Below are 26,308 nucleotides of genomic sequence, written 5' to 3'. Positions count from 1 at the left end.
TTGCCAACCTTTCGAAACATATGTCGGACGTTCTGTGGATCCAATCGACTGGCGGAATCTTCCCGCGTTGCTAACCTGAAACACAGCTACGACGATGCTAGCGATTCCTCACAAGGAAAGAGGCAGTGAAGGCAAGAGCGGTCATGGGCCTGCTGGGTGTGTTGGTTGCGCCTGTGTACGCAGCGGATCTTCAAGTTGAAGTGCGGGTCGATGTGCAGCGGGGCTGCCAGTTGATCGGCCAGCAGCGTGACGCCGGTATCGAACAGTTGGGCGTGCTGGATTTTGGCAGTACGGCACGGCTTGATGACCCGGCCGGGCCATTGAGTGCGGCGCTGGTCCAGAGTCGATTGCCGCGGCTGGAATGCAACCCGGACACGCCGTATCAGATGCGCGTCGACGGCGGTTTGCACGGCGGGGTAGGTGAGGTTCGTTACATGGCCGGTTCGGCGGGTAGCAAGCCGATTCCTTATCGCTTGTATCAGGACGCAGCGCGCCGCGTACCTTTGGTTGTAGACGTGCCCGTGAGTGGGCGAGTGCCCGACAGCGGCACAGTGGAGTTGCCGTTGTACGCGAGGATCGAACGCCTCGCCGAAGTGCCGCAGGTCAGTCGCTATTCGGACCTGGTCAAAGTGACCGTGACCTGGTGATCGTGGAGTTTCGATTGGCAATCCGCTGGATACGGATTGCGCAAGGAAGGGCGTTCAATGCTGAGCGCGTGGTTTGGAGTCACTGAAGGAGTAGGGACGGACACAATGACAGGCAAGCACTGGATAGTCGTAGCGGCAGGGACGCTGGCGTTGATCGCGGATGATGCGCAAGCAGCGGTCAACGGGCAGATCCATGCGCGACTGACCCTGATCGCTGGCTGCGAAGTCACTAACGCCAGCAATCCCGCCAGCCCGGTCGGTGAACTTGGAACCCTCGATTTCGGCCAGCAGGGCCCGACCTGGAATGCGCCGATCAAGGCCAGTCTCGACAGCGACAGCAGCGGCAGACTCAATGTTGCCTGCAACCCCTCGGTCACCGGCTTCACCGTCACCATCGACGGCGGCACTCACGGTGACGGCAATACCCGGCGCCTGAGCAATGGCCGCCAGACCATCCCCTATCAATTGTTCGTCGATCCCTCTGGCGTGCGCAGCTACAGCATCGGCCAACAACACAATTTCGCTGTCACCAGCGGTGCGCAGATACCCATTCCGGTATTTGGCTCGGTGGTGGCGAATACCCGCGCGGTTCCGGCAGGTGTCTACACCGACACGCTGACGGTGACGCTCGACTGGTAACCCTAGAGGACGGACACCATGCGTAGGATTGCTTCAAGGATAGGTATGTCGCTGCTTGGCCTGACACTGGTTTCCAGCGCTCATGCCGCCACCACCGTGACTGGCCAGATCACCTCCAGCCTGATCCTGACCAGCAGTTGTCAGGTCAACGGCGCGGGTGGCTCGACCGGGCTGAACTTCGGTGCCTTGAACTTCGGCACCGCCAACAGTCTGTTTACCACCGCGACCGGGCAAGTGCTGGGTGGCGGCGGAGGTGCGTTGTCGATCCTCTGCTCCAGCGGCACCACGCCGACGGTCAAGGTGCGCGCCGGGGCCAACGACGGTAAGTCACCCGGTGGCACTCGAGCGCTGTACGACGGTGTCGCCAATTACGTGCCGTACGACCTGTACACCGACGCCGGGCATTCGCAACTGCTGGCCATCGACGGCACGATCAACCTCGCCGCCAGTACCGGCGTGGCGCAGACCGTGAACATCTACGGTCAGGCCGTGGGCAAGGCGGGTTTGCCGGCGGGGACTTACACCGACACGGTCGCTGTTGAACTGACGTTCTGATGCCATGCGTCGCGAGGGGTGTGCCGCGTTGCTCCTGCTCTGTGCGGGCAGTGCGCCGCTGCCGCTGACGGCGGCGACCAGCCAGAGCTTTCAGGTCAGTGCCACGGTCACGTCGGGGTGTCTGGTGGTGGGTGGGGTGTCGAACTATGGCGGATTGAATTTCGGCACTCGTTCAGCCTTGGCCACTGGCACGGTGCAGGTCGCGCTGACCGGTGGTGTGCAGTTGCAATGCACACCGGGGGTGACGTTGAACATGAGTGTCGATGGCGGCCAGTACAACAGCAGCGGCCGGCATATGCAGGTCAACAGCGGGAGTGCGCGGGTGGCGTATGCGCTGTTTCGCGATGCTGCTTACAGCCAGAGTCTGGGTATCGGTCAGAGCGTGGCGGTGGCCTATAGCGATGCGAACAACATCCGCCTCCCGATTTACGGTCAGGTGCAGTTGCCGGGCAATCAGCCCGGAGGGACGTACAGCGATGTGTTGCAGGTGCAACTGTCGTGGTAACGCAAAGGTTGAATGGTCGACAAGGAGCAGGTTTATGGGGGCAGTTATGTCACGGCATTCGCTCGTGCAGGGTGCGATGTTGGCGCTGGTCATGCTGGCGACGGGCACTGCCTGTGCCGCCAGTTCGGTGCTGATCTGGCCGATTGATCCGGTGCTGGAAGCCGATCAACAGGCCAGCGCGTTGTGGCTGGAAAATCGCGGCAATGAAACCGCCAACCTGCAGATCCGCGTGTTCGGCTGGAGCCAGAGCGGCTTCGAGGAGCAATACCAGAACCAGCGCGATGTGATCGGCAGCCCGCCAGTGGCCAGGATCGAACCGGGGCAAAAACAACTGGTGCGTCTGACCCGGACCAAGGATGTGCCGCCGGGACAGGAACTGGCCTACCGGATCATCATCGATGAAATTCCCTCCGCTCAACCGGCCTCTGCCGAAGGCGGCAAGACCGCCGCCGCGATCCGCTTTCAAATGCGTTACTCGGTGCCGTTGTTTGCCTACGGTGCGGGACTCTGGAGCAAGGAAGACAGCACCCGTCCACGCGATCCCAAAGGTGTGGGTTTGCCACAGCTGAGCTGGCGCACGGTGGCGGTGGACGGCAAACCGTATGTGGAAGTGCGCAATCAAGGCGCCGTGCATGCGCGGTTGACCGATGTGGCGATCAAGCAAGGCGCGCAGAACAAACCGCTGGCGGAAGGCTTGCTCGGTTATGTGCTGCCGGGGGCGGTGATGCGCTGGCCGGCACCGGGATCGCTCGCGGGTGATTCGGCGCTGCAGGTTCGGGTCAACGGTGCAGCACAGGTGCAGAGCATTACCCCGGCACGCTGATTGAGCCAGTGGTTTCAGGAGGATCAGGTCCATTGACGGACGTCAAACGTGTATGAGCCCGTTATGGGTTCGTCGTCTTCAGCATCCGTTGTGGCTTGTGACCGGCGCGTGTTGCCTGGTGTTCGTTCAACCATCCGGGGCCGGCGATCTGCCGCCACCGCCCAGCGGCATGGAGGCTGTCAGTGATGCTCAGTTGTTTCTGGAACTGGTGGTCAACCAGATGAATACCGGGCGGGTGGTGGCGGTGGAACAGCGTGGTGGGCGCTTGTTTGTGCCGACGGCGGCGTTGCGCGAAACCGGGATGAAACTGCCCGATGGCACCGGTAGCGAAGTCGATCTCGACAGCTTGGCGGGGCTGCACAGTGAATACGACGGTGTCGGCCAGCGCCTGTTGTTGCAAGTGCCAGCGGACTGGCTGCCGGAACAATTCATCGGCAATCGACAGGCGTATCCGCGCACCCCGGCGCTCAGCAGTTTCGGCGCGCTGTTCAACTATGATCTCTATCTAAACGACACCGACGATGCCGGCACCTATCTGGCGGCGTGGAACGAAGTGCGGGTGTTCGACAGTTGGGGCACGCTGTCCAACACCGGGCAATATCGACGTACGTTGTCCAGTGCTGATTCCTTCAATTCGATGAACAACGGTTACCTGCGTTACGACACCACTTGGCGTTACTCCGATGATGAGCGAATGCTCACCTACGAGGCCGGTGATGTGATCAGCGGCGCGTTGCCGTGGAGCAGTTCAGTACGTTTGGGCGGTGTGCAGTTCTCTCGTGACTTTGCCGTGCGCCCGGACCTGGTGACCTATCCGCTGCCTCAGTTTGCAGGCGAAGCGGCGGTACCGTCCTCGGTAGACTTGTTCATCAATGGCTACAAGTCCAGCAGCGCCGATCTGCAACCCGGCCCGTACACACTGACCAACATTCCGTTCATCAACGGTGCCGGCGAAGCCGTCGTGGTGACGACCGATGCCTTGGGCCGACAAGTGTCGACCACGGTGCCGTTCTACGTCACCAGCAGTTTGTTGCAAAAGGGCCTGAGTGATTTTTCGGTAGCCGCCGGGACCTTGCGCCGTGATTACGGGTTGAAGGATTTCAATTATGGCCCGGGAGTCACGTCCGGCAGTCTGCGTTATGGCGTCAGCGACAGCTTCACCCTCGAAAGTCATGCCGAAGCGTCCGACTCGCTGACCCTCGGTGGCCTCGGTGGCAACCTTCGCATGGGCAACTTCGGTGTGCTCAACAGCGCGATCAGCCAGAGCCGTTTCGAGGGCGAGGGCGGTGAGCAACTGAGCCTCGGCTATCAGTACAGCAATCAACGCTTCAGCTTTTCTTACCAGCGCTTGCAACGCCACGATCAATACGCCGACCTGACCGTGGTCGACACTCCGTACATCAGCCTCAGCCGCCGCAGCGAACAGGCGACCTTGAGTCTCAATCTCGACCGCTGGGGCAGCCTCGGTGCGGGTTATTTCGATGTGCGCGCAGCGGATGATTCGCGCACTCGCTTGCTCAATCTGAGCTGGAGCAAACCGCTGTGGCGCAACAGCAGTTTCTACCTGTCGGCCAACCGCGAGATCGGCGACAGCAACTGGGCGGTGCAGGCGCAACTGGTGATCCCGTTCGATCTGCGCGGTAGCCTGGCGATCAGCAGCGAGCGCAGCAAGAGTGGACAAACCCAGCAGCGGGTCAACTACAGCCGCGCAGTACCGAGCGAGGGCGGTGTAGGGTTCAATCTGGGTTATGCCAAAGGTGACGGCGCCGATTACCGTCAGGCCGACGTGACCTGGCGTTTGCAATCGGTGCAATTGCAGGCCGGTGTTTACGGCACGGCCGACGCCGAAACCCGCTGGGCCGACGCCAGTGGTTCGCTGGTGTGGATGGATAAGCAAGTGTTCGCCGCCAACCGGATCGACGACGCCTTTGTGGTGGTCAGCACTGATGGCTTCGCCGATATTCCTGTGCGCTACGAGAATCAGCAGGTTGGTCAGACGGATAAGAACGGCCATCTGCTCGTGCCATGGAGCAGCGCTTATTACCGCGGCAAATATGAGATCGATCCGCTGAACCTGCCGCCGAATGTGCGCAGCCCTAACGTCGAGCAGCGCATTGCCGTGCGCCGTGGCAGTGGCTATCTGCTGGAGTTTCCGCTGAGTAAAGTGATCGCCGCGAGCATCGTTCTGGTCGACGCTCAACAGCACGAATTACCGCTCGGCGCTGGCGTGTTGCATGAGCAGAGCGGCACGAACACGGTGGTCGGTTGGGACGGTCTGGTATACCTGGAGAACCTTGCGGCGCAGAACTCGCTGCTGGTGACGCTCGCCGATGGAGCAACCTGTCGAGCGCAGTTCAGTGTCGACATGAATCAGAATCAGGTGCCACTGATCGGGCCGTTGGTGTGCCAGTGATCAGGGGTTTGCTATGGATAACGCTGATGTTGCCGGGAGCAGCGCACGCGTTGTGCTCGGTTGTCAGTACGACGCCTGCGGCATTCGGTGCGCTCAGTTCGATTGCCGTGCGCACGACCGCGCAGCCCAGTTCCACACTGAATGCCGGGTTGAGTTGCACCGGTTCGTTATTGTCGTTGCTGACCAGCAATGACCACTTCTGGGGCACCGTTTCATCGACGCAGAGTGGTCTGGTCGGGCCGACCGGTGACGTCATCGGCTACACGATCTACGCCAATAACAGCACCAGTTATCCGCTGACCCGTGGCACCGCCTATGACTTTGCGCGCAACGGGATCATTGATGCCTTGGGCCTGCTCAACGGCACGACACCGAAAACCGTGCCGTTGTACCTCGGCACCACGATTGGCAGCAACGTCGCCGCCGGGGTGTACACCGAGACCCTGAGCATTTTCTGGAACTGGAATTACTGTTCGGGGATCGGTATCGGCGCTATTTGCGTAGGTCGCGATATCGCCAACGGCACGACTTCGTTGACGGTGAATCTGACGGTGTCCAACGACTGCACGATTACCGCGCCGAACATTGCCTTTGGCAGTGCGCCGGTGGTCAGCGCATTCACCCCGGTGACCGGGCAGACCATCAACCTGGCCTGCACCAAGGGCAGCGCCTACACCGTGGGCCTGAGCGACGGGCAGAACGCGGTCAGCGTCGGCGGCCGGCGGCGGATGATTTCCGGGAGCAATTATCTGGCTTACGACATCTTCAAAAGTGCGGGTACGACGCGCTGGGGCAGCGTGGGCACTGGACGCCGGGCGAGTAGCGACGCTGAGGTCAATCCCGGCAACGGGCTTGGCACCGGCAGCCAGATCTTCAATTACAACGCGAAGATCTACACCGATCAGGCCACGCCGCCAGCGGGGACTTATCTGGACAATGTGGTGCTGGATGTGGGTTTCTGACCGTTTTGATAATCCCTGTTCCCCACAGGGGGCCGCAGTGTTTTCAAAATTGCAGGGAAGGTTTGAGTTCGACCGGACTGACCACCGCGTAGTTATACCCGCCAGCCGACCAGTACTCTGCCTGCAAATCTCCATCACTGCGGCTACCACGGGGTAAAAACGTATTTTTCGGCCCTGGCGGACGCACGTAAAAACTGACTTTGTGCCCACTGCGATCCTCATACATGACCATCGCTGCCGGCCCTTCATCGGTACTCAGCAAACGCCCGCTCACCGGCTCAAACCCGGCCGATTTCAGATCCGGCAAGCGGCTGACCCGGGTGAAATAACGATCGAGCCAATCCTGCATGTTGCCGTCACTGTCGACCTTATAGTCGGCCGGTAACAGGCCTTGCTGGGCAATCAGGCGATAGGCCTGCAGCGCATCGGTCATCGGTAACAGGGAAGGGCGCACGAGGGTCATCTCGCGCGCTTGCCAACCACTGAAACCGCCGACGCTGACAGCGATCAGCAACACCGCCGCACTGGCCAGATGGCGGCGTGACTGGCGCTGGCGGCGCTGACGAATCAACGTCGGATCCAGCGCCGGATTGGCCGGTTGCTGCAAGGCGCCGCTGAGTGCAGCGCGCAATTGCTGCGCATCCTGTTGCCAGGCGCGCACTTGTGCGGCTGCGTCGGGATGGCTGGCCAGCCAGGTTTCCAGCACACGCCGGTCGGCGTCGCTGAGCTGGTGGTCGACGTAAGCATGCAGGTCATGCTCGTTGGGAGGCAGGCTGATCATTTGAGTATCCGCAAAGAAGGGCTGCTGATTTCGCCGTCGCTGAGTTGGCGCAAGGCCTGGCGGGCGCGGGACAGGCGCGACATCACGGTGCCGATCGGGGCGCCGAGGATCTCGGCGACCTCTTTATAGGAAAGGCCTTCCACCGAGACCATCAACAGGAGAGCGCGCTGTTCGGTGGGCAATCGATCAAAGGCTTGCAGGGTCGACTGGGCGATCACGGTGCGCTCCACCGAAGGTTCGGCATCGTCACGTCCGGTGAAGAACTCGAGCATCCGCGCATAGCGTCGCGAACGGCGATGGGCATCGAGAAATTGCCGGTACAGGATCGCAAACAGCCAGGCGCGCAGGTCACCGTCGGCGCGTTTGTCGCCCCAACTCGACAGGGCCCGTTCAAGGCTCGCCTGCACCAGATCGTCCGCGCTGCTGCTGTTGCGCGTCAATGACACGGCAAAGCGGCGCAATCTGGGAATGATTTCTTTCAACTGTTCGTCGAATTCGCTCATGAAATTCTACTAGTCACTACGCTGTGGACTAGGGAGACGTCCACCGTGGCAGGTTATTCCACGTTCGGAAAAATAAATACCGGGCCGTGGAATAAACCTCGACGAGGCGCGTCTTGCTGATTCTTCCCACTTGCGGCCGATGGCCCTGGAGTTTTTCATGGTTGATCGCTCATCCCCCAATGTGGCGCCGCCCGGCCAGCCGCAGCGTCCGCCGCTGAGTGCTGCGAGCCTGATACTGCGCCTGGGCGCTATCGCCGTGGTTGTCGCTGCGGTAGCCGGGGCGTTTGCATACGTTCACGGTAACTTTGACCCACAGCGTCTGACGCCCAAAGCGTTGGTTGATGTGCTGGAAAAGAACAACGGCGTGCATCCCGGATTTCGTCGCAACCACGCCAAGGGCGTGTGCGTGATCGGCCATTTTGAAAGCAGTGGTGAGGCGCGGGCGTTCTCGGTCGCGCAGGTGTTCAATGAGCCGCAGACTCCGGTGGTCGGACGTTTTGCTTTGCCGGCGGGAAATCCGTATGCGCCGGACAGCAGCGTGCCGATCCGCAGTCTGGCCCTGCGTTTTACCCAGGCCAACGGCCAGCAATGGCGCACCGGGATGAACAGCATGCCGGTGTTCCCGGTCGGTACGCCCGAGGCGTTCTATCAGTTGCAGCAGGCGCAGTCACCGGACCCCGCGACCGGTAAACCGGACCCAAGCAAAGTGCCGGCATTCTTTGCCTCGCACCCGGAAGCCGTGCCGTTTCTGACTTGGGTAAAAACCGCCAAGCCTTCGGCCAGTTACGCCACCGAAACCTACAACAGCGTCAATGCGTTTTACCTGGTCGATGCCAGCGGCAAGAAGCAGGCCGTGCGTTGGAGCATGACACCGTTGGCTAAAGATGCCGCCGGTGCCAGCGCCCCTGAGGGCGGTGATTTTCTCGAGAAAGATCTGGTGCAACGACTGGCCGCTGCGCCACTGCGCTTTCAGTTGAACCTCACCTTGGCCAACCCCGATGACCCGGTCAACGACGCGAGTAAAACCTGGCCTGCCGGGCGCAAAGTGTTGAACGCCGGTACGCTGGTTCTGGAGAGAACCCAGCCACAGTTGAGCGGCGAGTGCCGCGACATCAATTACGATCCGCTGGTCCTGCCTGCCGGCATCCAAGGCACCGACGATCCGTTGCTCGCCGCGCGTTCTGCCGGCTACGCGGACTCTTACCTGCGTCGCACCAGCGAAGTCAGCCAGTTGCCCGCCGCGAAACAGGAGGCTCGACCATGAGAACTCAACCGACTCATTTCGCGCTGTTGGCGCGTCTGCTGCATTGGCTGATGGCGTTGATGATTATCGCCATGCTGTTTATCGGCGCCGGGATGGTGACGTCGGTGTCGTCCCGACATGAATGGCTGATTCATCTGCACAAGCCGCTGGGGATCGCCATTCTGGTGCTGGTGATCGTGCGTCTGCTGGTGCGTCTGACCACGCGCCAGCCACCGCTGCCAGCGGATCTGCCGGACTGGCAAGTGTTGGCGGCCAAGGCTTCGCATCTTTTGTTGTATGGGTTGATGCTGGTGTTGCCGCTGCTTGGCTGGGCGATGATCAGTGCTTCCGGCGAGCCGGTGATGCTCAGCACTACACTGCAACTGCCGTCGATTGTGCCAGCGGATGCACAGCTGTTTGCGCTACTGCGCAAGGCCCATGGCTATCTGGCGTATCTGCTGTTTCTGACGGTCCTGCTGCATTTGGCGGCGGCGCTGTTTCATGGCTGGGTTCGCCGCGATGAAGTGCTCGACAGCATGTTGCGCGGTCGCGATCGCAGCTGATCCCTTCTGTGCCCTGGCTGGTTAACGTCAGCAGAGGGCGCCAGAAAGCAAAAGATCGCAGTCAGGCTGCGATCTTTTTGCGCGCGCGGGGGAGGGGATCAGCGCAGGGTATCGACCATGTCGGCGAGGGTGGTCAAAACGTCCTTGCCCAATTGTTTCGAGCGTTTGCCCGACCAGCCGGTTTCTTTGTCGGGATGGTCGTCGTGATCCTTGAACGGCATTTCCAGGGTCAGCGACAGGCAGTCGTATTTCTGGCCGACGCTGTTGCAGGCCAGGGTCATGTTGGCCTGACCCGGTTCATCGCGGGTGTAGCCGTACTTGGTCTGAAAATCTTTGGTGGTGTGTTTCAAGTGGCTGCGGAAGTGCTCTTCGAGCTTCTCGATGCGCGGCGTGTAACCCGGGTTGCCTTCGCAACCGGCGGTGAACACGTGGGGAATTTCCTCGTCGCCGTGTACGTCGAGGAACAGATCGACGCCATACTTTTCCATTTGCTGCTGTACGAAAAGTACCTCGGGGCTGACTTCCTGACTGGCGTTCTGCCAGGCGCGGTTCAAGTCCTGACCCATCGCATTGGTGCGCAGGTGGCCGTGGAAGGCGCCGTCCGGGTTCATGTTGGGCACTAGGTACAGATCGGCGCTGGCCAGCAGTTTGTTCAGCACGGGATCGTCGTGTTTTTCCAGGCTTTCGATGACGCCTTCCATGAACCACTCGGCCATGTGCTCGCCCGGGTGTTGCTGGGCGATGATCCAGATTTTGCGTTGTCCTTCGGCGCCGGTGCCTTTGCGCAGCAGTTGAATGTCACGGCCTTCAACGCTTTTACCGGTGGCCAATAGTTCGGTGCCGGCCTTGCTCAGCGCCTGCTCGATCAGCCAGTCGTGCCGGCCACGGCTGTAGGGTTCGAAGTAGGCAAACCAGGCGTGGGTCTGCTCGGCTTCGAGGCAAAAGCGCAGGCTGTCACCCTCAAAACTGGTTGGAATGCGGAACCAGTTGACGTGGTCGTAGGAAGCGACCGCTTGATAGCCGGTCCAGGCTTTGTTGTAGGAGGATTGGCTGGCGTTGACCAAACGAAACCAGTGTTCCTGATGAACATGCAGGCCGCTGGCCTTGAAGTGGAACCACTGAAAATGGGCGCTGCGCGTATCCGGGCGGATGGCCAGAACCGGATTGAGCGGATTGCTGATATCGATGACTTGAATGTTGCCGCTGTCGAAATTGGCGCTGATGTCGAACGAAGATTTGGCCACGGTCATAATCGCTTCCTGAATATGATTTTTATGGCCGTTACTTTACACGCTGGATGGGCTGAAACCGAGGGGAATTGCGGGGTTGTGGCGGGGGCGTCCTCCATGACGCGGACGCAGCTTAGAGATTATGCGATTGATTCTCAAGTGCTAATTGTCATTAGTTTGACCCAATGCAGCCGGGCTCGGCTTGCCAACCGATATTCTTTTGATATTATCCGCGCCATCGAATTTGCAGCACCTAAAGACTTCATTAGCCTGAAGCCAAAAGCCCGAAAAACGGGCAAAAAAAAGACCCGGCAAAAAGCCGGGTCAAAAACCGTGATTAGCCTGATGAGGAGATAGTCCAGAAGACCGACCTAAGGTCTCTGGTCCATCGACTGATCTCGCGACCAGCTGCTTGCAATAATAATCATTATCATTTGCAAGTCAAATGTTTTTATCTGCGCGATGGGGAAATCTTTCCCATCCGTGCCAACTCCCGTTCCTCAGGCTTCTTCGCCATCGAGCGAGTGGTCGACCATCGCCCGCGCCATATCCACCATATGCACCACAGAAAACGCCAGGTCGCGACTCGCGCCCTGCAGGTTTTCGGCTGCCTTGAACGCAGTGGCAGCCGCACAGCGCAACAGATCCGAAGCATGCACCAGCGCTTCCTCGCCACTGAGATGGCTTCTGACGTCGAAAAAACGTTCATCAACCTCGGGTTCTGACACAGCTGGTTTCAAGTAATAGTCCAGCGCTCGCTGCGCCGCAGCGTTGCCTTGTGGCGAGGTGAACGTGGTGTCCATTTGCAGATCGGGCAAGTCTTTGCTGCTGATATTCATGATGAGAAGTCACTCCTTGTGCGATGAAAAATCCGTGTCCTCAGCATAATACGAGACGTAGTTGTGACCAGAATTTAAATACTACAATATGTGTTTTGCTGGCCGAAGGCGTCCGCGTAAGGTGCCGCACATGGATAAATGGATTGAGTTGGTCAAGGCCAAGATGAGTGAACTCAAAATCACTCAAACAGAGCTCGGAGAGCGCGTCGGCATGTCCCAAGGCGGGATCGGTCATTGGCTGAACAAACGTCGCGAACCCGGTATCACGGAGATGAACCGCGTGCTGCAGGCACTGGGCATGGATTTCCTCGAAGTGGTGCTGGTGATCCGCGAACCGCCACTGGTGCCGGAAGACGACATGCCGTTGGCGCAGAAGTACAACCCGTACTTCCGCTACCCGGTCAGTGACTGGCGTACACCCTGCGAGGTGCGCGAGAGCGGGCAGTCGGCTTACACCCCGGCATCGGATAAGCAGCGTTTCGAACTGACGGATTACCATGCCCGTGGCGCGGCGTTCTGGTTGACGGTGACGGGGGATTCGATGACCGCGCCCACTGGCCAAAGCGTTGCCGAAGGCATGCTGATTCTGGTCGATCCAGAGGCGGAAGCCGTGCCGGGCAAACTGGTGATTGCCCAGTGGCCGGGCAGTGACGAAGCGGTTTTCCGCAAGCTCGACGAGCAGAGCGGCCAGCGTTATCTGGTGCCGCTCAACCCGACCTGGCCGAAAACCCTGTTCACCGAAGAATGTCGAATCATCGGCGTGGTGGTTCAGGCAACGGCGCGTTATTAGTCAGATCGATCCTCGCCAGGCGTAGGATCGATCCTCCTTTCACACTGCTTCCAGTTCAACCAAAGCGCTGCCTTCGCCGACCATTTCACCTTCCTGGCAATACAGCGCTTTGATCACTCCAGCATGGGGCGCGCGGATGCTGTGCTCCATTTTCATCGCCTCGAGCACCACCAGCTGCGCGCCGGCCTCGACTGATTGCCCGGCTTCGACCAATACCCGAACAATGCTGCCGTTCATGGGCGCGGTCAGTCCACCTTGATGACTGTGACTGGCTTCGACGGCGCCGATCGGGTCGTACGTCTCGATTCGACGCAACTCACCTTCCCATTGCAGATACAGCGCATTGCCTTGGCGGATAGCACGGAATGTGCGACGTACGCCTTCGTGTTCAACGATGAGTTCTTCGCCTGCCAGTCTGGCGTTTTCAGCAGTATTCAACGTCAACGCTCGATCCTGCCCCTCGCAACTCAAATGCAGGCTGATTTCCCGGGGAAGACCAGCGCGCAATCCGCTGTTCTGCGACCACGGCGAAGCAGGATCATCCGTGCGTGCAAGCCGAGGCAAACTCTGCGCAAACGCCTGCGCCGCCGCATTCCAGAAGCCATCGCTCAGCTCTCCTAGAGCCGGCAGCAATTGCTCCTGATACCGCGGAATAAACCCGGTATCCAACTCCGCGGCCGCAAACGCCGGGTGCGCAATGATCCGCCGCAGGAAGTTGATGTTGGTCTTCAAGCCACCAATCGCGAATTCATCCAGCATGCTCAGCAAACGCAGGCGTGCTTGTTCACGATCCTCGCCCCAGGCAATCAGCTTGCCGAGCATCGGGTCGTAGAACGGCGAGATTTCATCGCCTTCTTCAACCCCGCTATCGACTCGACGCCCAGGCCCGTCTGCAGACTCACGATACAAATCCAGTCGCCCGGTTGCCGGCAGAAAATCATTCGAAGGATCTTCGGCATACAAGCGCACTTCAATCGCATGGCCGTTGAGCGGCACCTGCTCCTGACTGATTGGCAGCGCTTCACCACGGGCCACGCGGATTTGCCAGGCCACCAGATCCAGGCCGGTGATGGCCTCGGTGATCGGGTGCTCAACCTGCAAGCGCGTGTTCATCTCCATGAAGAAAAACTCGCCACGCGCATCCAGCAAAAACTCCACGGTGCCGGCGCCGACATAACCAATCGCTTGCGCCGAACGCACCGCCGCTTCACCCATTGCCCGCCGCAGCTCCGCCGTCAGGCCCGGTGCCGGCGCCTCTTCAACGACTTTTTGGTGACGACGCTGGATCGAGCAGTCGCGCTCATTGAGATACAGGCAATTGCCATGCTGATCGGCGAACACCTGGATTTCCACATGACGCGGTTTCAGCAGATATTTCTCCACGAGCATCCGCGAATCACCGAACGATGACTGCGCTTCTCGCTGGGCCGAGGCGAGGGCTTCGGCTAGCTGGCTGACATTCTCGACGACTTTCATGCCCTTGCCACCGCCGCCAGCCGTGGCTTTGAGCAGCACCGGATAACCAATGCGTTTGCAGGCATCGCGGAAGGTGTCGAGATCCTGCGCTTCGCCGTGATAGCCCGGCACCAGCGGCACGCCAGCGGTTTCCATCAGCGCTTTGGCGGCGGATTTGCTGCCCATGGCGTCGATGGCCGAGGCGGGCGGACCGAGGAAAATCAGCCCGGCCGCTTCGATAGCACGGGCAAACCCTGCGTTCTCCGACAGGAAGCCATAGCCCGGATGAATGGCCTGTGCGCCGCTGGCCTTGGCCGCTGCGATCAACTTGTCGATCTGCAAATAACTGTCGGCGGCTTTGCTGCCGCCCAGGTCAACGCGAATGTCCGCTTCCCGGCTGTGGCGCGCCTCACGGTCGGTGGCGCTGTGCACGGCGACGGTGGTCAGGCCCAAAGCTTTGGCGGTGCGCATCACGCGGCAGGCGATCTCGCCGCGGTTGGCCACCAGCAGGGTGGTGAGAACAGGTGCGCTCATCAACGCGACTCCTTGGTGGTGGTTGCGGCTTGCCAGCTCGGTGGACGCTTTTGCAGAAACGCACGCAGGCCTTCCTGGCCTTCAGGGCTGACCCGGATCCGCGCGATGGCGTTTTCGGTGTAGCGGCGCAACGCCGGCGTCAGTGCGCCATTGCCGACTTCACGCAGCAAATCCTTGCTGGCACGCATGGCGGCGGGGCTGTTGAGCAGCAGGTGGTTGATCCACTGCTCGACTTGCCCATCCAGCTCGGCAGCGGGATAGCTGTCGGACAGCAAGCCGATTTCCCGTGCCCGTTGACCGCCAAAACGCTCAGCGGTCAGCGCATAACGCCGCGCGGCGCGTTCGCCGATGGCTTGCACCACAAACGGGCTGATCACCGCCGGCGCCAGACCGATACGCACTTCCGACAGACAGAACTGCGCGTCATCGGCGCCAATCGCCATGTCGCAGCAACTGATCAACCCTAAAGCGCCGCCAAATGCTGCGCCTTGCACGACGGCCAAGGTCGGAATTTTCAGTTTGGCGAGGTTGTACATCAGCTCCGCCAGTTCGCGAGCATCGTCGAGATTGGTGTGGTAATCGAGTTCGGCCGATTGCTGCATCCACGCCAGATCGGCGCCGGCGCTGAAATGCTTGCCATGTCCGCGCAGCAGCAGGAAACGCAGGCTGGCATCGCTGGCGACTTTGTCGAGGGCGAGGATCAGTTCGCGGATCATTTCGGCGTTGAACGCGTTGTTCTTTTCGGGGCGATTTAGCCACAGGGTCGCAAAACCCCGTGGGTCGCTGTGCAGTTCGAGGGTGTTGAAATCGCTCATGAGATTCTCCCGATCACATCCGGAACACGCCGAAGCGGCTCGGTTCGACTGGCGCGTTCAGTGACGCGGACAAGGCCAGGGCCAGTACATCGCGGGTCTGCGCCGGGTCGATGACGCCGTCGTCCCACAGTCGTGCGCTGGAATAGTAGGGGTGACCCTGTTCTTCGTATTGGTCGAGAATCGGTTGCTTGATCTCGGCTTCCTGCTCGGCACTGAAGCTTTGGCCGCCACGTTCAGCCTGTTCGCGCTTCACCTGCACCAACACACCCGCGGCCTGTTCGGCACCCATCACGCCGATGCGTGCGTTCGGCCACATCCACAGGAAACGCGGGTCGTAAGCACGCCCGCACATGCCGTAGTTACCAGCGCCGAAGCTGCCGCCGATGATCACGGTGAATTTCGGCACTTTCGCGCAAGCCACCGCTGTTACCAGCTTCGCGCCGTGTTTGGCGATGCCGCCAGCCTCGTATTTCTGGCCGACCATGAAGCCGGTGATGTTTTGCAGGAACAGCAGCGCAATCCCGCGCTGGCAGGCCAGCTCGATGAAGTGCGCGCCTTTCTGCGCGGCTTCGGCGAAGAGGATGCCGTTGTTGGCGAGAATCGCGATCGGATAGCCGTGCAGATGCGCAAAACCGCAGACCAGGGTGGTGCCGAACAGCGCTTTGAATTCATCGAACACCGAACCGTCGACCAGTCGCGCAATCACTTCGCGCACGTCGAACGGTTGCTTTGCATCAGCGGAAACCACGCCATACAACTCATCACTCGCGTACAGCGGCGCAATCGGTGTGCGTTGCTGCACCTCGCCGAGCTTGCGCCAGTTGAGGTTGGCGACGCTGCGGCGGGCGAGGGCGAGGGCATGTTCGTCGCTCTCGGCGTAATGGTCGGCGACCCCGGAAATCTTGCAGTGCACGTCGGCACCGCCCAGGTCCTCAGCGCTGACTACTTCACCGGTCGCGGCTTTCACCAGCGGCGGTCCGGCGAGGAAAATCGTCGCCTGATTGCGCACCATGATCGCTTCGTCGGCCATCGCCGGCACGTATGCACCGCCGGCAGTGCACGAGCCCATGACCACGGCTATCTGCGGAATACCCATCGCGCTCATGTTGGCCTGATTGAAGAAGATCCGCCCGAAGTGCTCACGGTCCGGAAACACTTCGTCCTGACGCGGCAGGTTGGCGCCGCCGGAATCCACCAGATAAATGCACGGCAGACGGTTCTGCTGAGCGATGGTCTGTGCGCGTAGGTGTTTCTTCACGGTCAGCGGATAGTACGAACCGCCCTTAACCGTCGCGTCGTTGGCGACGATCATGCATTCGACGCCTTCGACCCGACCGATCCCGGCGATCACACCGGCGGCCGGCACGTCTTCGCCGTACACGGCGTGGGCGGCCAATTGGCTGATTTCCAGAAACGGTGAGCCCGGATCGAGCAAGCGGTTGATGCGTTCACGCGGCAGCAATTTGCCCCGTGAAGTGTGGCGTTCCTGAGCTTTCGCGCCGCCGCCCTGCGCCACTTGGGCGAGCAGGGTGTGCAGAGCGTCGACCTGTTTCAGCATCGCTGCGCTATTGGCGGCGAACTCCGCTGAACGAGGATTGAGCTGAGTGTGCAAGGTAGCCATGGTCAGCTCCGTTTAGCGGGTTTCGTTGAACAGTTCGCGACCGATCAGCATGCGACGGATCTCACTGGTGCCAGCGCCGATTTCGTAGAGCTTGGCGTCACGCAGCAAACGGCCCGCCGGAAATTCGTTGATGTAACCGTTGCCGCCGAGAATCTGGATCGCGTCGAGGGCCATTTGTGTCGCGCGTTCGGCGGTGTAGAGAATCACCCCGGCGGCGTCTTTGCGGGTGGTTTCGCCGCGTTCGCAAGCCTGCGCAACCGCATAGAGATAGGCGCGGCTGGCGTTGAGTTGGGTGTACATGTCGGCGACTTTGCCCTGGATCAGCTGGAATTCGCCGATGCTTTGGCCGAACTGCTTGCGGTCGTGGATGTACGGCACGATCAGGTCCATGCACGACTGCATGATCCCGGTCGGGCCGCCGGAGAGAACCACGCGCTCGTAATCGAGGCCGCTCATCAACACCTTCACGCCGCCGTTGAGCACGCCGAGGATGTTTTCTTCCGGCACTTCGACGTCGTCGAAAAACAGTTCGCAGGTGTTGGAGCCACGCATGCCGAGCTTGTCGAATTTGTTGCTGCGGCTGAAGCCTTTCCAGTCGCGCTCGACGATGAACGCGGTGATGCCGTGCGGACCTTTTTCCAGGTCGGTCTTGGCGTAGATCACGTAGGTGTTGGCGTCAGGGCCGTTGGTAATCCAGGTTTTGCTGCCGTTGAGGACGAAGCGGTCGCCGCGTTTATCGGCGCGCAGTTTCATCGAAACCACGTCGGAACCGGCGTTCGGTTCGCTCATGGCCAGCGCGCCGACGTGTTCGCCGCTGATCAACTTCGGCAGATACTTGGATTTCTGTTCGTGATTGCCGTTGCGGTTGATCTGGTTGACGCAGAGGTTGGAGTGCGCGCCGTAGGACAATGCCACCGAAGCCGAGCCACGGCTGATTTCTTCCATTGCGACAACGTGGGCCAGGTAACCGAGGCCAGCGCCGCCGTACTCTTCCGGCACGGTGATGCCGAGCAGGCCCATGTCACCGAATTTGCGCCACATGTCGGCGGGGAACAGGTTGTCGCTGTCGATCTGCGCCGCACGCGGGGCGATCTCTTTGGCGACAAAGGACTGAACCTGATCGCGCAGCATGTCGATGGTTTCACCGAGGGCGAAGTTCAGGGATGGATAGCTCATGGGGCACCTTTTGGCTTTTTTGTAGGGTGGGGAGAGCGGCCATTCAGCTCTCACCTTTACGTTAACGTAAGCGTGTGACGAATGACTGTCAATCACCCTTTACGTTAACGTCAACTTGGGCGAGAGTAGGTGCAGTTCAAGATTGAAACGGAGCAGACCTTGTGGGAGCGAGCTTGCTCGCGAAGGCGTCAGATCAGGTCAATCGGGATGTTGCGTCCGCTGGCCTCTTCGCGAGCTAGCTCGCTCCCACAGGGATCAAATCCGCAAAACCCACTAATAAAGACAATAGGGGTCGTCATGGATCAACCCAGTGTAAACCCGCAGCGCAGCTACACCCGTGGCTCACAGGAAAAAGCCTTGCTGGCGATGACCATCGGGCAGAAGTTCGATCAAACGGTCGCGCAATACCCTGACGGCGAAGCGCTGGTCGTACGTCATCAGCAGTTGCGCTATTCCTGGCGACAACTGGCCGACGCCGTGGACTTGCACGCCAGAGCGCTGCTCGCCCTGGGTTTGCAGGCTGGTGATCGACTCGGTATCTGGGCGCCGAACTGCGCGCAGTGGTGCATCACCCAATTCGCCACGGCGAAAATCGGCGTGATTCTGGTCAACGTCAACCCGGCCTACCGCAGTTCCGAACTGGAATACGTGCTCAAGCAATCCGGTTGCCAATGGCTGGTTTGCGCCGGGGCGTTCAAGTCGTCGAACTATCACGGCATGTTGCAGGGATTGCTGCCGGAACTGGCCGAGCAATCCATCGGCCAGCTGCGCAGCGAACGTCTACCGGGCTTGCGCGGTGTGATCAGCCTCGACGCGCAGCCGCCATCAGGATTCCTGCCGTGGGCGCAACTGACGGATATCGCCGCGAACATCTCCCCGCAACAACTCAGTGAGCGCAGCGAAAGTTTGCACTTCGATCAACCGGTCAATATCCAGTACACCTCCGGCACCACCGGTTTCCCCAAGGGCGCGACCCTCAGCCACTACAACATTCTCAACAACGGTTACATGGTCGGCGAAAGCATTGGCCTGACCTCGCGCGACCGTCTGGTGATTCCGGTGCCGCTGTACCACTGCTTCGGCATGGTCATGGGCAATCTCGGCTGCATCACCCACGGCACTACGATGATTTACCCCAACGACGCCTTCGATCCGTTACTGACTTTGCAAACCGTCGCCGAGGAAAAAGCCACCGGCCTCTACGGCGTGCCGACCATGTTCATCGCCATGCTCGATCAGCCGCAGCGCAGCGAATTCGATCTGTCGAGCCTGCGCACCGGGATCATGGCCGGCGCGACGTGCCCGATCGAAGTGATGCGCCGGGTCATCAGCGAGATGCACATGAGCGAAGTGCAGATCGCTTACGGCATGACCGAAACCAGTCCGGTGTCGCTGCAAACCGGCCCCAACGATGAACTGGAATTGCGCGTGACCACCGTCGGCCGCACTCAGCCGCAACTGGAAAGCAAGATCATCGACGAGGCCGGCAACCTCGTACCACGCGGCACCATCGGCGAGCTGTGCACGCGCGGTTACAGCGTGATGCTCGGCTACTGGAGCAATCCGCAAGCCACGGCTGAAGCCATCGATGAAGCGGGCTGGATGCACACCGGCGACCTGGCGAGCATGAACGAGGAGGGTTACGTCAATATCGCCGGGCGCAACAAGGACATGATCATCCGTGGTGGCGAGAACATTTATCCGCGTGAGCTGGAAGAATTTTTCTTCACCCACCCGGCGGTGGCGGACGTGCAGGTGATCGGCATTCCGTGCTCGCGCTACGGTGAGGAGATTGTCGCCTGGATCAAGTTTCACCCGGGCCATAGCGCCTCGGAGCTGGAGCTGCAAACCTGGTGCAAGGAACGCATCGCGCACTTCAAGACGCCACGGCACTTCAGGTTCGTGGAGGAGTTTCCGATGACGGTGACGGGCAAGATTCAGAAATTCAGGATGCGGGAAATAAGTATCGAAGAATTGAAAACCATCGAGCGTTAACCGCAACCACTGTGGGAGCGAGCCTGCTCGCGAAGGCGTCAGGTCAGCCAATATCTTTGTTGATGACACACCGCTTTCGCGAGCAGGCTCGCTCCCACAGGGGATAAGCGGTGTTGCAAAAAGAAATCACAGAAAGCACAAAGGGGAGCCGAGGCTCCCCTTTAATTTTGTCGTCGCGTGCTCTTTTTTATTATTGAGGGTCGGTCTGTTGTTGTTTTTGGCAACCGTGGCCCTTTACCGCTGTTTTTGGCGACCCCCATCCGGGGTCAAGAGCAAACGTATTTTTTTGAGCGCTGATCTACTTTCTCGCTGAGCGATCCAACCGATTCGGGAGCTACCTGAAGGTAGTTTTATTGTTCTCTGCCCGGTTGCGGGTCACTCCTGAGAGCACCCTGAAAAGCACACCTTCTCCAAAAAAATCTGTTAGCTGCGTCTCTGCCGTGTTGTTTTTGTTATGTCAGAGTCGGTACGTCTTATTTTTATTGGTTTGCTGCTTTTTATTCTTGTTATGCGATAGAGATAGCAGATGCCGTGCCAACTTTAAAAAACCCTTTTAAATCAATGATTTAAATTTTTGTAGGTTTTTTCGTTCAGGCGAAACCAGACAATTTGTTTCCGTGTTACTCGCTTCATCCCACATTCCAGACTCCGCGGTAACACCTTTGGCCCTCACTGCGCGCTACGTGCCTTGGCCACGCGCGAACCACTCGGGCGACCGAGCACGGCGCTGATCTGCTGACCCGCGGCAATCAAGGCGTCCAGGTCGATACCGGTGTCGATGCCGAGGCCGTTAAGCAGGTAAACAACGTCTTCGGTGGCAACGTTACCGCTCGCACCTTTGGCGTACGGACAGCCGCCGAGGCCCGCGATAGAGCTGTCGAACACCGAAATGCCTTCGAGCAGACTGGCGTAGATGTTGGCCATGGCCTGGCCATAGGTGTCGTGGAAATGCCCGGCCAGTTTTTCCCGTGGCACTTGCGCTGAAACCACCTCGAATAAACGACGAGTGTCGCCAGCGGTGCCGGTGCCGATGGTGTCGCCCAGCGACACTTCGTAGCAGCCCATCGCATACAACTCGCGCGCAACCATTGCCACTTGCTCCGGCGCGACCGTGCCTTCGTACGGGCAACCGAGCACGCACGACACGTAACCACGCACGGTAACGCCGTGTTGTTGCGCCGCTTCCATGATCGGCGCGAAGCGCGCCAGGCTCTCGCTGATCGAGCAATTGATGTTGCGCTGCGAGAAGGCCTCGGAAGCAGCAGCGAATACCGCGACTTCCTTGACCCCGGCGGCAATCGCATCTTCGAAGCCGCGCAGGTTCGGCGCCAATGCGCCGTAGGTTACGCCGGGTTTGCGCTGGATCTGCGCGAATACCTCGGCGGAGCCGGCCATTTGCGGCACCCATTTGGGCGAAACGAAACTGCCGACTTCTATATAGCCAAGACCAGCGGCGCTGAGCGCGTCGACCAGTCGCACCTTGTCGGCGACGCTGATGGGCTGGGCTTCGTTCTGCAGGCCATCGCGCGGGCCGACTTCGATCAGGCGTACTTGGGAGGGGAGGGACATGGCGGTTGACCTGCTCTTTTGAATTCGTGAAGAACCCTGTGGGAGCGAGCTTGCTCGCGAAAGCGCCGGGTCAATCACCCTAGATGTCGAATGACAAATTGCATTCGCGAGCAGGCTCGCTCCCACAGGGAATGGGATTGTTACTGAATGGCCTGCTGGCTCTTGAGCGTTTGCTCCAGCGCTTGCACGCAGCGTTCTTCAGCGGTATCGAGTTCGAGCTTCATCTGTTCGATATCCAGCAACTGCTGCTCAAGCTGTTCCCGGCGCTCGGTGATTTTCGCCAGCATGCTGTTGAGCTGTTTGGTGTTACCGCTCGACGGGTCGTAAAGCTCGATCAGCTCGCGGCATTCGGCCAGGGAAAAACCGATGCGCTTGCCACGCAGGATCAGCTTCAGACTGACCTTGTCGCGCGGTGAATAGATGCGCTCCTGGCCACGGCGCTCAGGGCTGAGCAGGCCTTGCTCTTCATAGAAACGGATCGCCCGGGTGGTGATGTCCAGCTCGCGGGCGAGGTCGGAAATGCTGTAGGTCTGGCTGCTCATGGAAGCGCTCGGAAAAAGGTCTTGGCGCTAAGCTAATGGTGAGTTGACGTTTACGTCAAGCGGGATGATTTGGGTTGTATTTCATGGCTCCTTCGCGAGCAGGCTCGCTCCCACATCGAATCGCATTTCAGCCGGATAAACGCGGTCGAATGTGGGAGCGAGCCTGCTCGCGATGGCAGCGCCGCGGTAAAAAGCCCTACACCTTATCGAGCTTCTTCTCCTGCGCCGTCACCTGCTGGCACAACTCGATCATCTGCTCGCGCATCCAGCGATTCGCCGGGTCCTGATCGGTGCTCTCATGCCAATACAGATGCGTTTCCACCGGCGGCACATCATTCACCGGCAGGTTAAACGCCTGCAGCTCATGCCTTCGGGCAAAACGCTCCGGCACGGTCATGACCATATCGGTTTGCTGCATCACCTGCGAGGCCATCAAATAATGCTGCGAACGCAGCGCGATCTTGCGCTGAATGCCCATTTTGCCCAGCGCCAGATCGACATACCCCAGGCCACTGCGACGGCTGGAGATGTGGATGTGGGTCAGCGATAGATAGTCATCCAGCGAGAGCTTCTCCTTGCCCGCCATCGGATGTCCCTTGCGCATCGCACACACGTAGCGGTCTTCCATCAGCTTGACGTGACGCACCTGCGGGTCGGTGTTGAGCGGCGCATCCACGGCGAAATCCAGGCGCCCGGCCGCCAGTTCCTTGGTGGTTTCGCGACGTTTCGATAGAAAGCTTTCGATGATGACGGTCGGCGCCAACCGGCGCAGACGTTGAAACAGCGGCGGCAGGATCACTGCCTCGGTGAGGTCGGTCATGCTGATGCGGTAGGTCTTGACCGCTTGCGCCGGGTTGAAAATGCGGCTTTCCTGAACCGACACGCGCAGCAGCGACAGCGCGTTACGCACCGGGCCGATGATGTTCTGCGCCATCGGCGTCGGCACCATACCCTGGGCGGTGCGCACAAAGAGCGGGTCGTTGAAGGTTTCACGCAACCGCGCCAAGGCGTTGGACACCGCTGGCTGGGTAATGCCGACAATCTGCCCGGCGCGGGTCAGGTTGGCTTCGGTGTAGATCGCGTCGAAGACGATGAAAAGGTTGAGGTCGACCTTACTCAGATTCATAACGCGGCTTCTCTTGTTATTTAGGGCGGTTTTAACGGCTGGCAATCAGCCGATCATATATCGGTGATGAATGTTTATACACGCCGAGAATAGGCTAGGTAAATTATCAACGCTGTTCTAGCATCGATTGCATGACTTAAACAACCTCTGCCAGAGAAGGTAATTGCTCATGGATTTCGCTTATTCGCCCAAGGTGCAAGAACTGCGTGAGCGCGTAACCGCGTTCATGGACACTTATGTTTACCCGGCCGAAGCCGTGTTCGAACGCCAGGTTGCCGAAGGCGATCGCTGGCAGCCGACGGCGATCATGGAAGAGCTCAAAGCCAAGGCCAAGGCCGAAGGTTTGTGGAATCTGTTTCTGCCGGAGTCGGAACTCGGTGCTGGCCTGACCAACCTCGAATACGCGCCACTGGCGGAAATCATGGGCCGCTCGCTGCTCGGCCCCGAGCCGTTCAACTGCTCGGCGCCGGACACCGGCAACATGGAAGTGCTGGTGCGCTACGCCAACGAAGAACAGAAACAGCGCTGGCTCGAACCGCTGCTGCGCGGCGAAATTCGCTCGGCGTTCGCCATGACTGAACCGGACGTGGCCTCGTCCGACGCCACCAACATGGCCGCCCGCGCCGTGCGTGATGGTGACGAGTGGGTGATCAACGGCAAAAAATGGTGGACCTCCGGCGCCTGCGATCCGCGCTGCAAGATCCTCATCTTCATGGGCCTGAGCAATCCCGATGCACCGCGCCACGCTCAGCACTCGATGATCCTCGTACCGGTCGATACCCCCGGCGTAAAAATCGTGCGTCCGTTGCCGGTGTTCGGTTACGACGATGCACCGCACGGCCATGCCGAAGTGCTGTTCGACAACGTGCGCGTGCCGTACGAAAACGTCCTTTTGGGTGAAGGACGTGGCTTTGAAATTGCTCAGGGTCGTCTCGGCCCAGGCCGCATTCACCACTGCATGCGTTCGGTCGGCATGGCGGAACGTGCATTGGAATTGATGTGCAAGCGCTCGGTGAGCCGCACCGCCTTCGGCAAACCGCTGGCGCGTCTGGGCGGTAACGTCGACAAGATCGCCGATTCGCGGATGGAGATCGACATGGCCCGCCTGCTGACATTGAAAGCGGCGTACATGATGGACACCGTGGGTAACAAAATCGCCAAGAGCGAGATCGCACAGATCAAGGTGGTTGCGCCGAACGTCGCGCTGCGGGTGATCGACCGGGCGATCCAGATGCATGGCGGGGCAGGGGTGTCGAACGATTTCCCGCTGGCTTATATGTATGCGATGCAACGCACATTGCGCCTGGCCGACGGCCCGGACGAAGTGCACCGCGCGGCGATTGGCAAGTTTGAAATTGGCAAGTATGTGCCAAAAGAGATGCTGCGAAGCGAACGCTGATCCAGCACTGAGAGATCCTGATCGTTCCCACGCTCTGCGTGGGAATGCATCCCGTGACGGTCCGCGTCACAGTGGACGCGGAGCGTCCATGGCGGCCTTACCACGCGGAGCGTGGGAACGATCAGGGGATCTCAGTACACCCAAACCTCAACTCGCCGATTCTTGATCCTTCCCTCATCCGCATTGTTCGCTGCCACCGGCATCAACGCGCCAAAGCCGCGCACCTCGCGCAGCACCACGCCGTTCTTCACCAACTCCCGTCGCACCGCCATCGCCCGCAGCTTCGACAGCAGATCCGCGCGCGCCGGGTCATCCTTGGCATCACCAAAACCCACCAGCGTCACCGCGCGTTCGGTCTTTTCGTGGCGCTTTATATAGTCGAGCACCCGCGCCAGATCCTGACGCGCCTTGTTGTCCAGGTTGGCGCTGCCTTCCTCGAAACGGAAGTTCACCGTCAGACGTTGGGCGTGACGGCTGAGGGATTGATACCCCTCGGGCATCAGCGCATTCGGCGCGACAGTCATGGCGTGCACGGTCTGGCTGACAAAACCGTTGGCCGCCACAATCAACTGGCCCTCACGGCTTTGCGCAAACGCCACCAATGCCTTGGCCCACGGGTTGCTGCTGTCGGGCGGCAGATAAAGGAACAGCCGCCGCGACAACGGATAATCTTCAGTGGCGATCAGGCTGCTCAGCGGCAGCATGGGTTGCGATGCGCCATCGGCAATGGCCACGGCTTTGGCCTGGCGCACGTAGGGCAAACCAATGAAGCCAATACCCTGCGGGTCGCCGCTGACGGCATCGGACAATTGCTCGCTGGATTCAAACCTTTTCGCCGCGCTGCTCAGAGTTTTCCCACGACGACTGAGGACCAGTTCCTTAAACGTGTCGTACGTGCCGGACTGATCATCTCGCGCATAGAGATGAATCGCACCGCCACGCCCGCCGAGGTCTTCCCAGGTTTTCACCTCGCCGGAGAAGATTCGCGCCAGTTGCTCAGTGTCGAGTTGTTGTAGCGGATTGTCGGGATGAAGAATGATCGCCAGACCATCGATGGCGATGACTTGTTCGGCGGCGGCGCTTTTCAGATCGCCCAGTGATTGAAGGGTCTGCAGCTCACTGTCCTTGATCTCGCGGGAGGAGGCGGCGAGATCTGCGCTGGCGTTTTTCAACGCGGCAAACCCGGTGCTGGAACCGTGGGCGGCGACTTCAACAACCACGCGTTTGCCTTGGGCGGTCTGAGCGACGATGCGTTGTTCGTTGGCGGTGTCAGGGGGTTCCCGGTGGACTTTGAGCAGACCCTGTTCCTGCAGCAAGCCTTCCACCAGCGCCGGCCCGAGTTCGGCGCCGATGGTGTTGGAGCCTTGAATGCGCAGCGCGGGGCCGTCGTCCGGCACCGGCAAACCGGCGGCAGACGCCGTCAGCCACGCACTCAATAGAAAGACGCACAGAACACGCAGGGTCATGCCGGCACCGAATCAAGCCAAGGGGATTGCCGGGGAGATTAAGTCAGAAAAGTTACTTGAAGATGACAGTGATCCAAATGTGGGAGCGAGCTTGCTCGCGAATGCGGTGTATCAGAAC

25 protein-coding genes are annotated in these 26,308 nt (G+C 59.9%); 13 read left to right on the top strand and 12 right to left on the bottom strand.

The annotated features are described in order from the left end of the window. The first annotated feature begins 143 nt into the window (after positions 1 to 143). From ACQ4OE_RS25580 to ACQ4OE_RS25550, 7 genes are all read left to right on the top strand, one after another. Positions 144 to 647, top strand: coding sequence for a Csu type fimbrial protein (locus ACQ4OE_RS25580; RefSeq protein WP_122590376.1), 504 nt, complete (start codon positions 144 to 146; stop codon positions 645 to 647). Positions 648 to 752: 105 nt separating this feature from the next. Next, positions 753 to 1,286 carry a Csu type fimbrial protein gene (locus ACQ4OE_RS25575; protein ID WP_122590375.1) on the top strand — a complete coding sequence of 178 codons (534 nt, stop codon included), beginning with the start codon at positions 753 to 755 and terminating at the stop codon, positions 1,284 to 1,286. A gap of 18 nt (positions 1,287 to 1,304) precedes the next feature. Then, on the top strand, positions 1,305 to 1,841 hold the full coding sequence (locus tag ACQ4OE_RS25570) for a Csu type fimbrial protein (RefSeq protein ID WP_430948335.1): 537 nt from the start codon (positions 1,305 to 1,307) through the stop codon (positions 1,839 to 1,841). A gap of 4 nt (positions 1,842 to 1,845) precedes the next feature. Further along, a complete protein-coding gene (locus tag ACQ4OE_RS25565; RefSeq protein ID WP_430948334.1) occupies positions 1,846 to 2,346 on the top strand; it encodes a Csu type fimbrial protein in 501 nt (166 codons plus the stop codon). A gap of 34 nt (positions 2,347 to 2,380) precedes the next feature. Continuing rightward, positions 2,381 to 3,169 carry a fimbrial biogenesis chaperone gene (locus ACQ4OE_RS25560; RefSeq protein WP_430948333.1) on the top strand — a complete coding sequence of 263 codons (789 nt, stop codon included), beginning with the start codon at positions 2,381 to 2,383 and terminating at the stop codon, positions 3,167 to 3,169. A 52-nt stretch (positions 3,170 to 3,221) separates the two neighbouring features. Beyond that, a complete protein-coding gene (locus tag ACQ4OE_RS25555; RefSeq protein ID WP_430948332.1) occupies positions 3,222 to 5,582 on the top strand; it encodes a fimbria/pilus outer membrane usher protein in 2,361 nt (786 codons plus the stop codon). 26 nt (positions 5,583 to 5,608) lie between these two features. Continuing rightward, on the top strand, positions 5,609 to 6,544 hold the full coding sequence (locus ACQ4OE_RS25550; RefSeq protein ID WP_430948331.1) for a Csu type fimbrial protein: 936 nt from the start codon (positions 5,609 to 5,611) through the stop codon (positions 6,542 to 6,544). Positions 6,545 to 6,587: 43 nt separating this feature from the next. Here ACQ4OE_RS25550 and ACQ4OE_RS25545 read toward each other — a convergent pair whose 3' ends face one another. Together ACQ4OE_RS25545 and ACQ4OE_RS25540 are read right to left on the bottom strand one after the other, a co-directional pair. Next, complete coding sequence (locus ACQ4OE_RS25545; protein ID WP_430948330.1) at positions 6,588 to 7,325, bottom strand: anti-sigma factor family protein; 738 nt, start codon at positions 7,323 to 7,325, stop codon at positions 6,588 to 6,590. Next, positions 7,322 to 7,828 (bottom strand): sigma-70 family RNA polymerase sigma factor, encoded by a 507-nt coding sequence (locus tag ACQ4OE_RS25540; protein ID WP_430948329.1) that lies wholly within the window; start codon positions 7,826 to 7,828, stop codon positions 7,322 to 7,324. The genes ACQ4OE_RS25545 and ACQ4OE_RS25540 overlap by 4 nt, the downstream gene beginning before the upstream one ends. A 157-nt stretch (positions 7,829 to 7,985) precedes the next feature. Between ACQ4OE_RS25540 and ACQ4OE_RS25535 the strand changes: the two genes are divergently transcribed. Both ACQ4OE_RS25535 and ACQ4OE_RS25530 read left to right on the top strand, forming a co-directional pair. Beyond that, positions 7,986 to 9,092: a catalase family peroxidase gene (locus ACQ4OE_RS25535; protein WP_430948328.1), complete on the top strand. Its 1,107-nt coding sequence runs from the start codon at positions 7,986 to 7,988 to the stop codon at positions 9,090 to 9,092. Next, a complete protein-coding gene (locus ACQ4OE_RS25530; protein WP_430948327.1) occupies positions 9,089 to 9,634 on the top strand; it encodes a cytochrome b in 546 nt (181 codons plus the stop codon). Before ACQ4OE_RS25535 ends, ACQ4OE_RS25530 begins: the two co-directional genes overlap by 4 nt. Before the next feature lie 98 nt (positions 9,635 to 9,732). On the opposite strand, the gene ACQ4OE_RS25525 is transcribed toward ACQ4OE_RS25530, so the two are convergent. Next, positions 9,733 to 10,884 (bottom strand): M14 family metallopeptidase, encoded by a 1,152-nt coding sequence (locus ACQ4OE_RS25525; protein WP_430948326.1) that lies wholly within the window; start codon positions 10,882 to 10,884, stop codon positions 9,733 to 9,735. Between the two features lie 24 nt (positions 10,885 to 10,908). Between ACQ4OE_RS25525 and ACQ4OE_RS25520 the strand changes: the two genes are divergently transcribed. Further along, the gene (locus ACQ4OE_RS25520) at positions 10,909 to 11,220 is read left to right on the top strand and encodes a hypothetical protein (protein WP_430948325.1); all 312 of its coding nucleotides are present in this window, start codon (positions 10,909 to 10,911) and stop codon (positions 11,218 to 11,220) included. A 143-nt stretch (positions 11,221 to 11,363) separates the two neighbouring features. Here ACQ4OE_RS25520 and ACQ4OE_RS25515 read toward each other — a convergent pair whose 3' ends face one another. Continuing rightward, on the bottom strand, positions 11,364 to 11,702 hold the full coding sequence (locus ACQ4OE_RS25515; RefSeq protein ID WP_122590355.1) for a DUF6124 family protein: 339 nt from the start codon (positions 11,700 to 11,702) through the stop codon (positions 11,364 to 11,366). A 130-nt stretch (positions 11,703 to 11,832) separates the two neighbouring features. Here ACQ4OE_RS25515 and ACQ4OE_RS25510 point away from each other — a divergent pair, with 130 nt between their 5' ends. After that, positions 11,833 to 12,492: an XRE family transcriptional regulator gene (locus ACQ4OE_RS25510; RefSeq protein WP_122590353.1), complete on the top strand. Its 660-nt coding sequence runs from the start codon at positions 11,833 to 11,835 to the stop codon at positions 12,490 to 12,492. 39 nt (positions 12,493 to 12,531) lie between these two features. Here ACQ4OE_RS25510 and ACQ4OE_RS25505 read toward each other — a convergent pair whose 3' ends face one another. From ACQ4OE_RS25505 to ACQ4OE_RS25490, 4 genes are read right to left on the bottom strand one after another with little or no spacing between them, the layout of a single operon-like run. Continuing rightward, complete coding sequence (locus ACQ4OE_RS25505) at positions 12,532 to 14,481, bottom strand: acetyl/propionyl/methylcrotonyl-CoA carboxylase subunit alpha (protein WP_430948324.1); 1,950 nt, start codon at positions 14,479 to 14,481, stop codon at positions 12,532 to 12,534. Further along, the gene (locus ACQ4OE_RS25500; RefSeq protein WP_430948323.1) at positions 14,481 to 15,296 is read right to left on the bottom strand and encodes a gamma-carboxygeranoyl-CoA hydratase; all 816 of its coding nucleotides are present in this window, start codon (positions 15,294 to 15,296) and stop codon (positions 14,481 to 14,483) included. Before ACQ4OE_RS25500 ends, ACQ4OE_RS25505 begins: the two co-directional genes overlap by 1 nt. 13 nt (positions 15,297 to 15,309) lie before the next feature. Beyond that, positions 15,310 to 16,917, bottom strand: coding sequence for a carboxyl transferase domain-containing protein (locus ACQ4OE_RS25495; protein ID WP_430948322.1), 1,608 nt, complete (start codon positions 16,915 to 16,917; stop codon positions 15,310 to 15,312). 12 nt (positions 16,918 to 16,929) lie between these two features. Further along, entirely contained in the window at positions 16,930 to 18,093 is a 1,164-nt protein-coding gene (locus ACQ4OE_RS25490) for an isovaleryl-CoA dehydrogenase (RefSeq protein WP_007917237.1), read from the bottom strand. A 297-nt stretch (positions 18,094 to 18,390) separates the two neighbouring features. Here ACQ4OE_RS25490 and ACQ4OE_RS25485 point away from each other — a divergent pair, with 297 nt between their 5' ends. Next, positions 18,391 to 20,088, top strand: a complete 1,698-nt coding sequence (locus ACQ4OE_RS25485) for an AMP-binding protein (protein WP_430948321.1) — start codon at positions 18,391 to 18,393, stop codon at positions 20,086 to 20,088. 669 nt (positions 20,089 to 20,757) lie between these two features. Here the strand turns inward: ACQ4OE_RS25485 and ACQ4OE_RS25480 are convergent. The 3 genes from ACQ4OE_RS25480 to ACQ4OE_RS25470 all read right to left on the bottom strand — a co-directional run bounded on the left by ACQ4OE_RS25480 (position 20,758) and on the right by ACQ4OE_RS25470 (position 23,325). Further along, positions 20,758 to 21,657 (bottom strand): hydroxymethylglutaryl-CoA lyase, encoded by a 900-nt coding sequence (locus ACQ4OE_RS25480; protein ID WP_430948320.1) that lies wholly within the window; start codon positions 21,655 to 21,657, stop codon positions 20,758 to 20,760. A 140-nt stretch (positions 21,658 to 21,797) separates the two neighbouring features. Continuing rightward, entirely contained in the window at positions 21,798 to 22,199 is a 402-nt protein-coding gene (locus tag ACQ4OE_RS25475) for a MerR family transcriptional regulator (protein ID WP_093434160.1), read from the bottom strand. Between the two features lie 196 nt (positions 22,200 to 22,395). Then, complete coding sequence (locus ACQ4OE_RS25470) at positions 22,396 to 23,325, bottom strand: LysR family transcriptional regulator (protein ID WP_016986544.1); 930 nt, start codon at positions 23,323 to 23,325, stop codon at positions 22,396 to 22,398. A gap of 169 nt (positions 23,326 to 23,494) precedes the next feature. On the opposite strand from ACQ4OE_RS25470, the gene ACQ4OE_RS25465 reads away from it, so the two are divergent. Beyond that, the gene (locus ACQ4OE_RS25465) at positions 23,495 to 24,724 is read left to right on the top strand and encodes an acyl-CoA dehydrogenase (protein WP_122590342.1); all 1,230 of its coding nucleotides are present in this window, start codon (positions 23,495 to 23,497) and stop codon (positions 24,722 to 24,724) included. Between the two features lie 131 nt (positions 24,725 to 24,855). Here the strand turns inward: ACQ4OE_RS25465 and ACQ4OE_RS25460 are convergent, their stop codons facing one another. After that, positions 24,856 to 26,190 (bottom strand): substrate-binding domain-containing protein, encoded by a 1,335-nt coding sequence (locus ACQ4OE_RS25460; protein WP_430948319.1) that lies wholly within the window; start codon positions 26,188 to 26,190, stop codon positions 24,856 to 24,858. Between the last annotated feature and the right edge of the window lie 118 nt (positions 26,191 to 26,308).

This window comes from Pseudomonas sp. WC2, assembly GCF_050586545.1.
Classification (GTDB): domain Bacteria; phylum Pseudomonadota; class Gammaproteobacteria; order Pseudomonadales; family Pseudomonadaceae; genus Aquipseudomonas.
The sequence above is the reverse complement of the archived record's forward strand: the minus strand, read 5'-3'. Positions and strand labels throughout refer to the sequence as shown.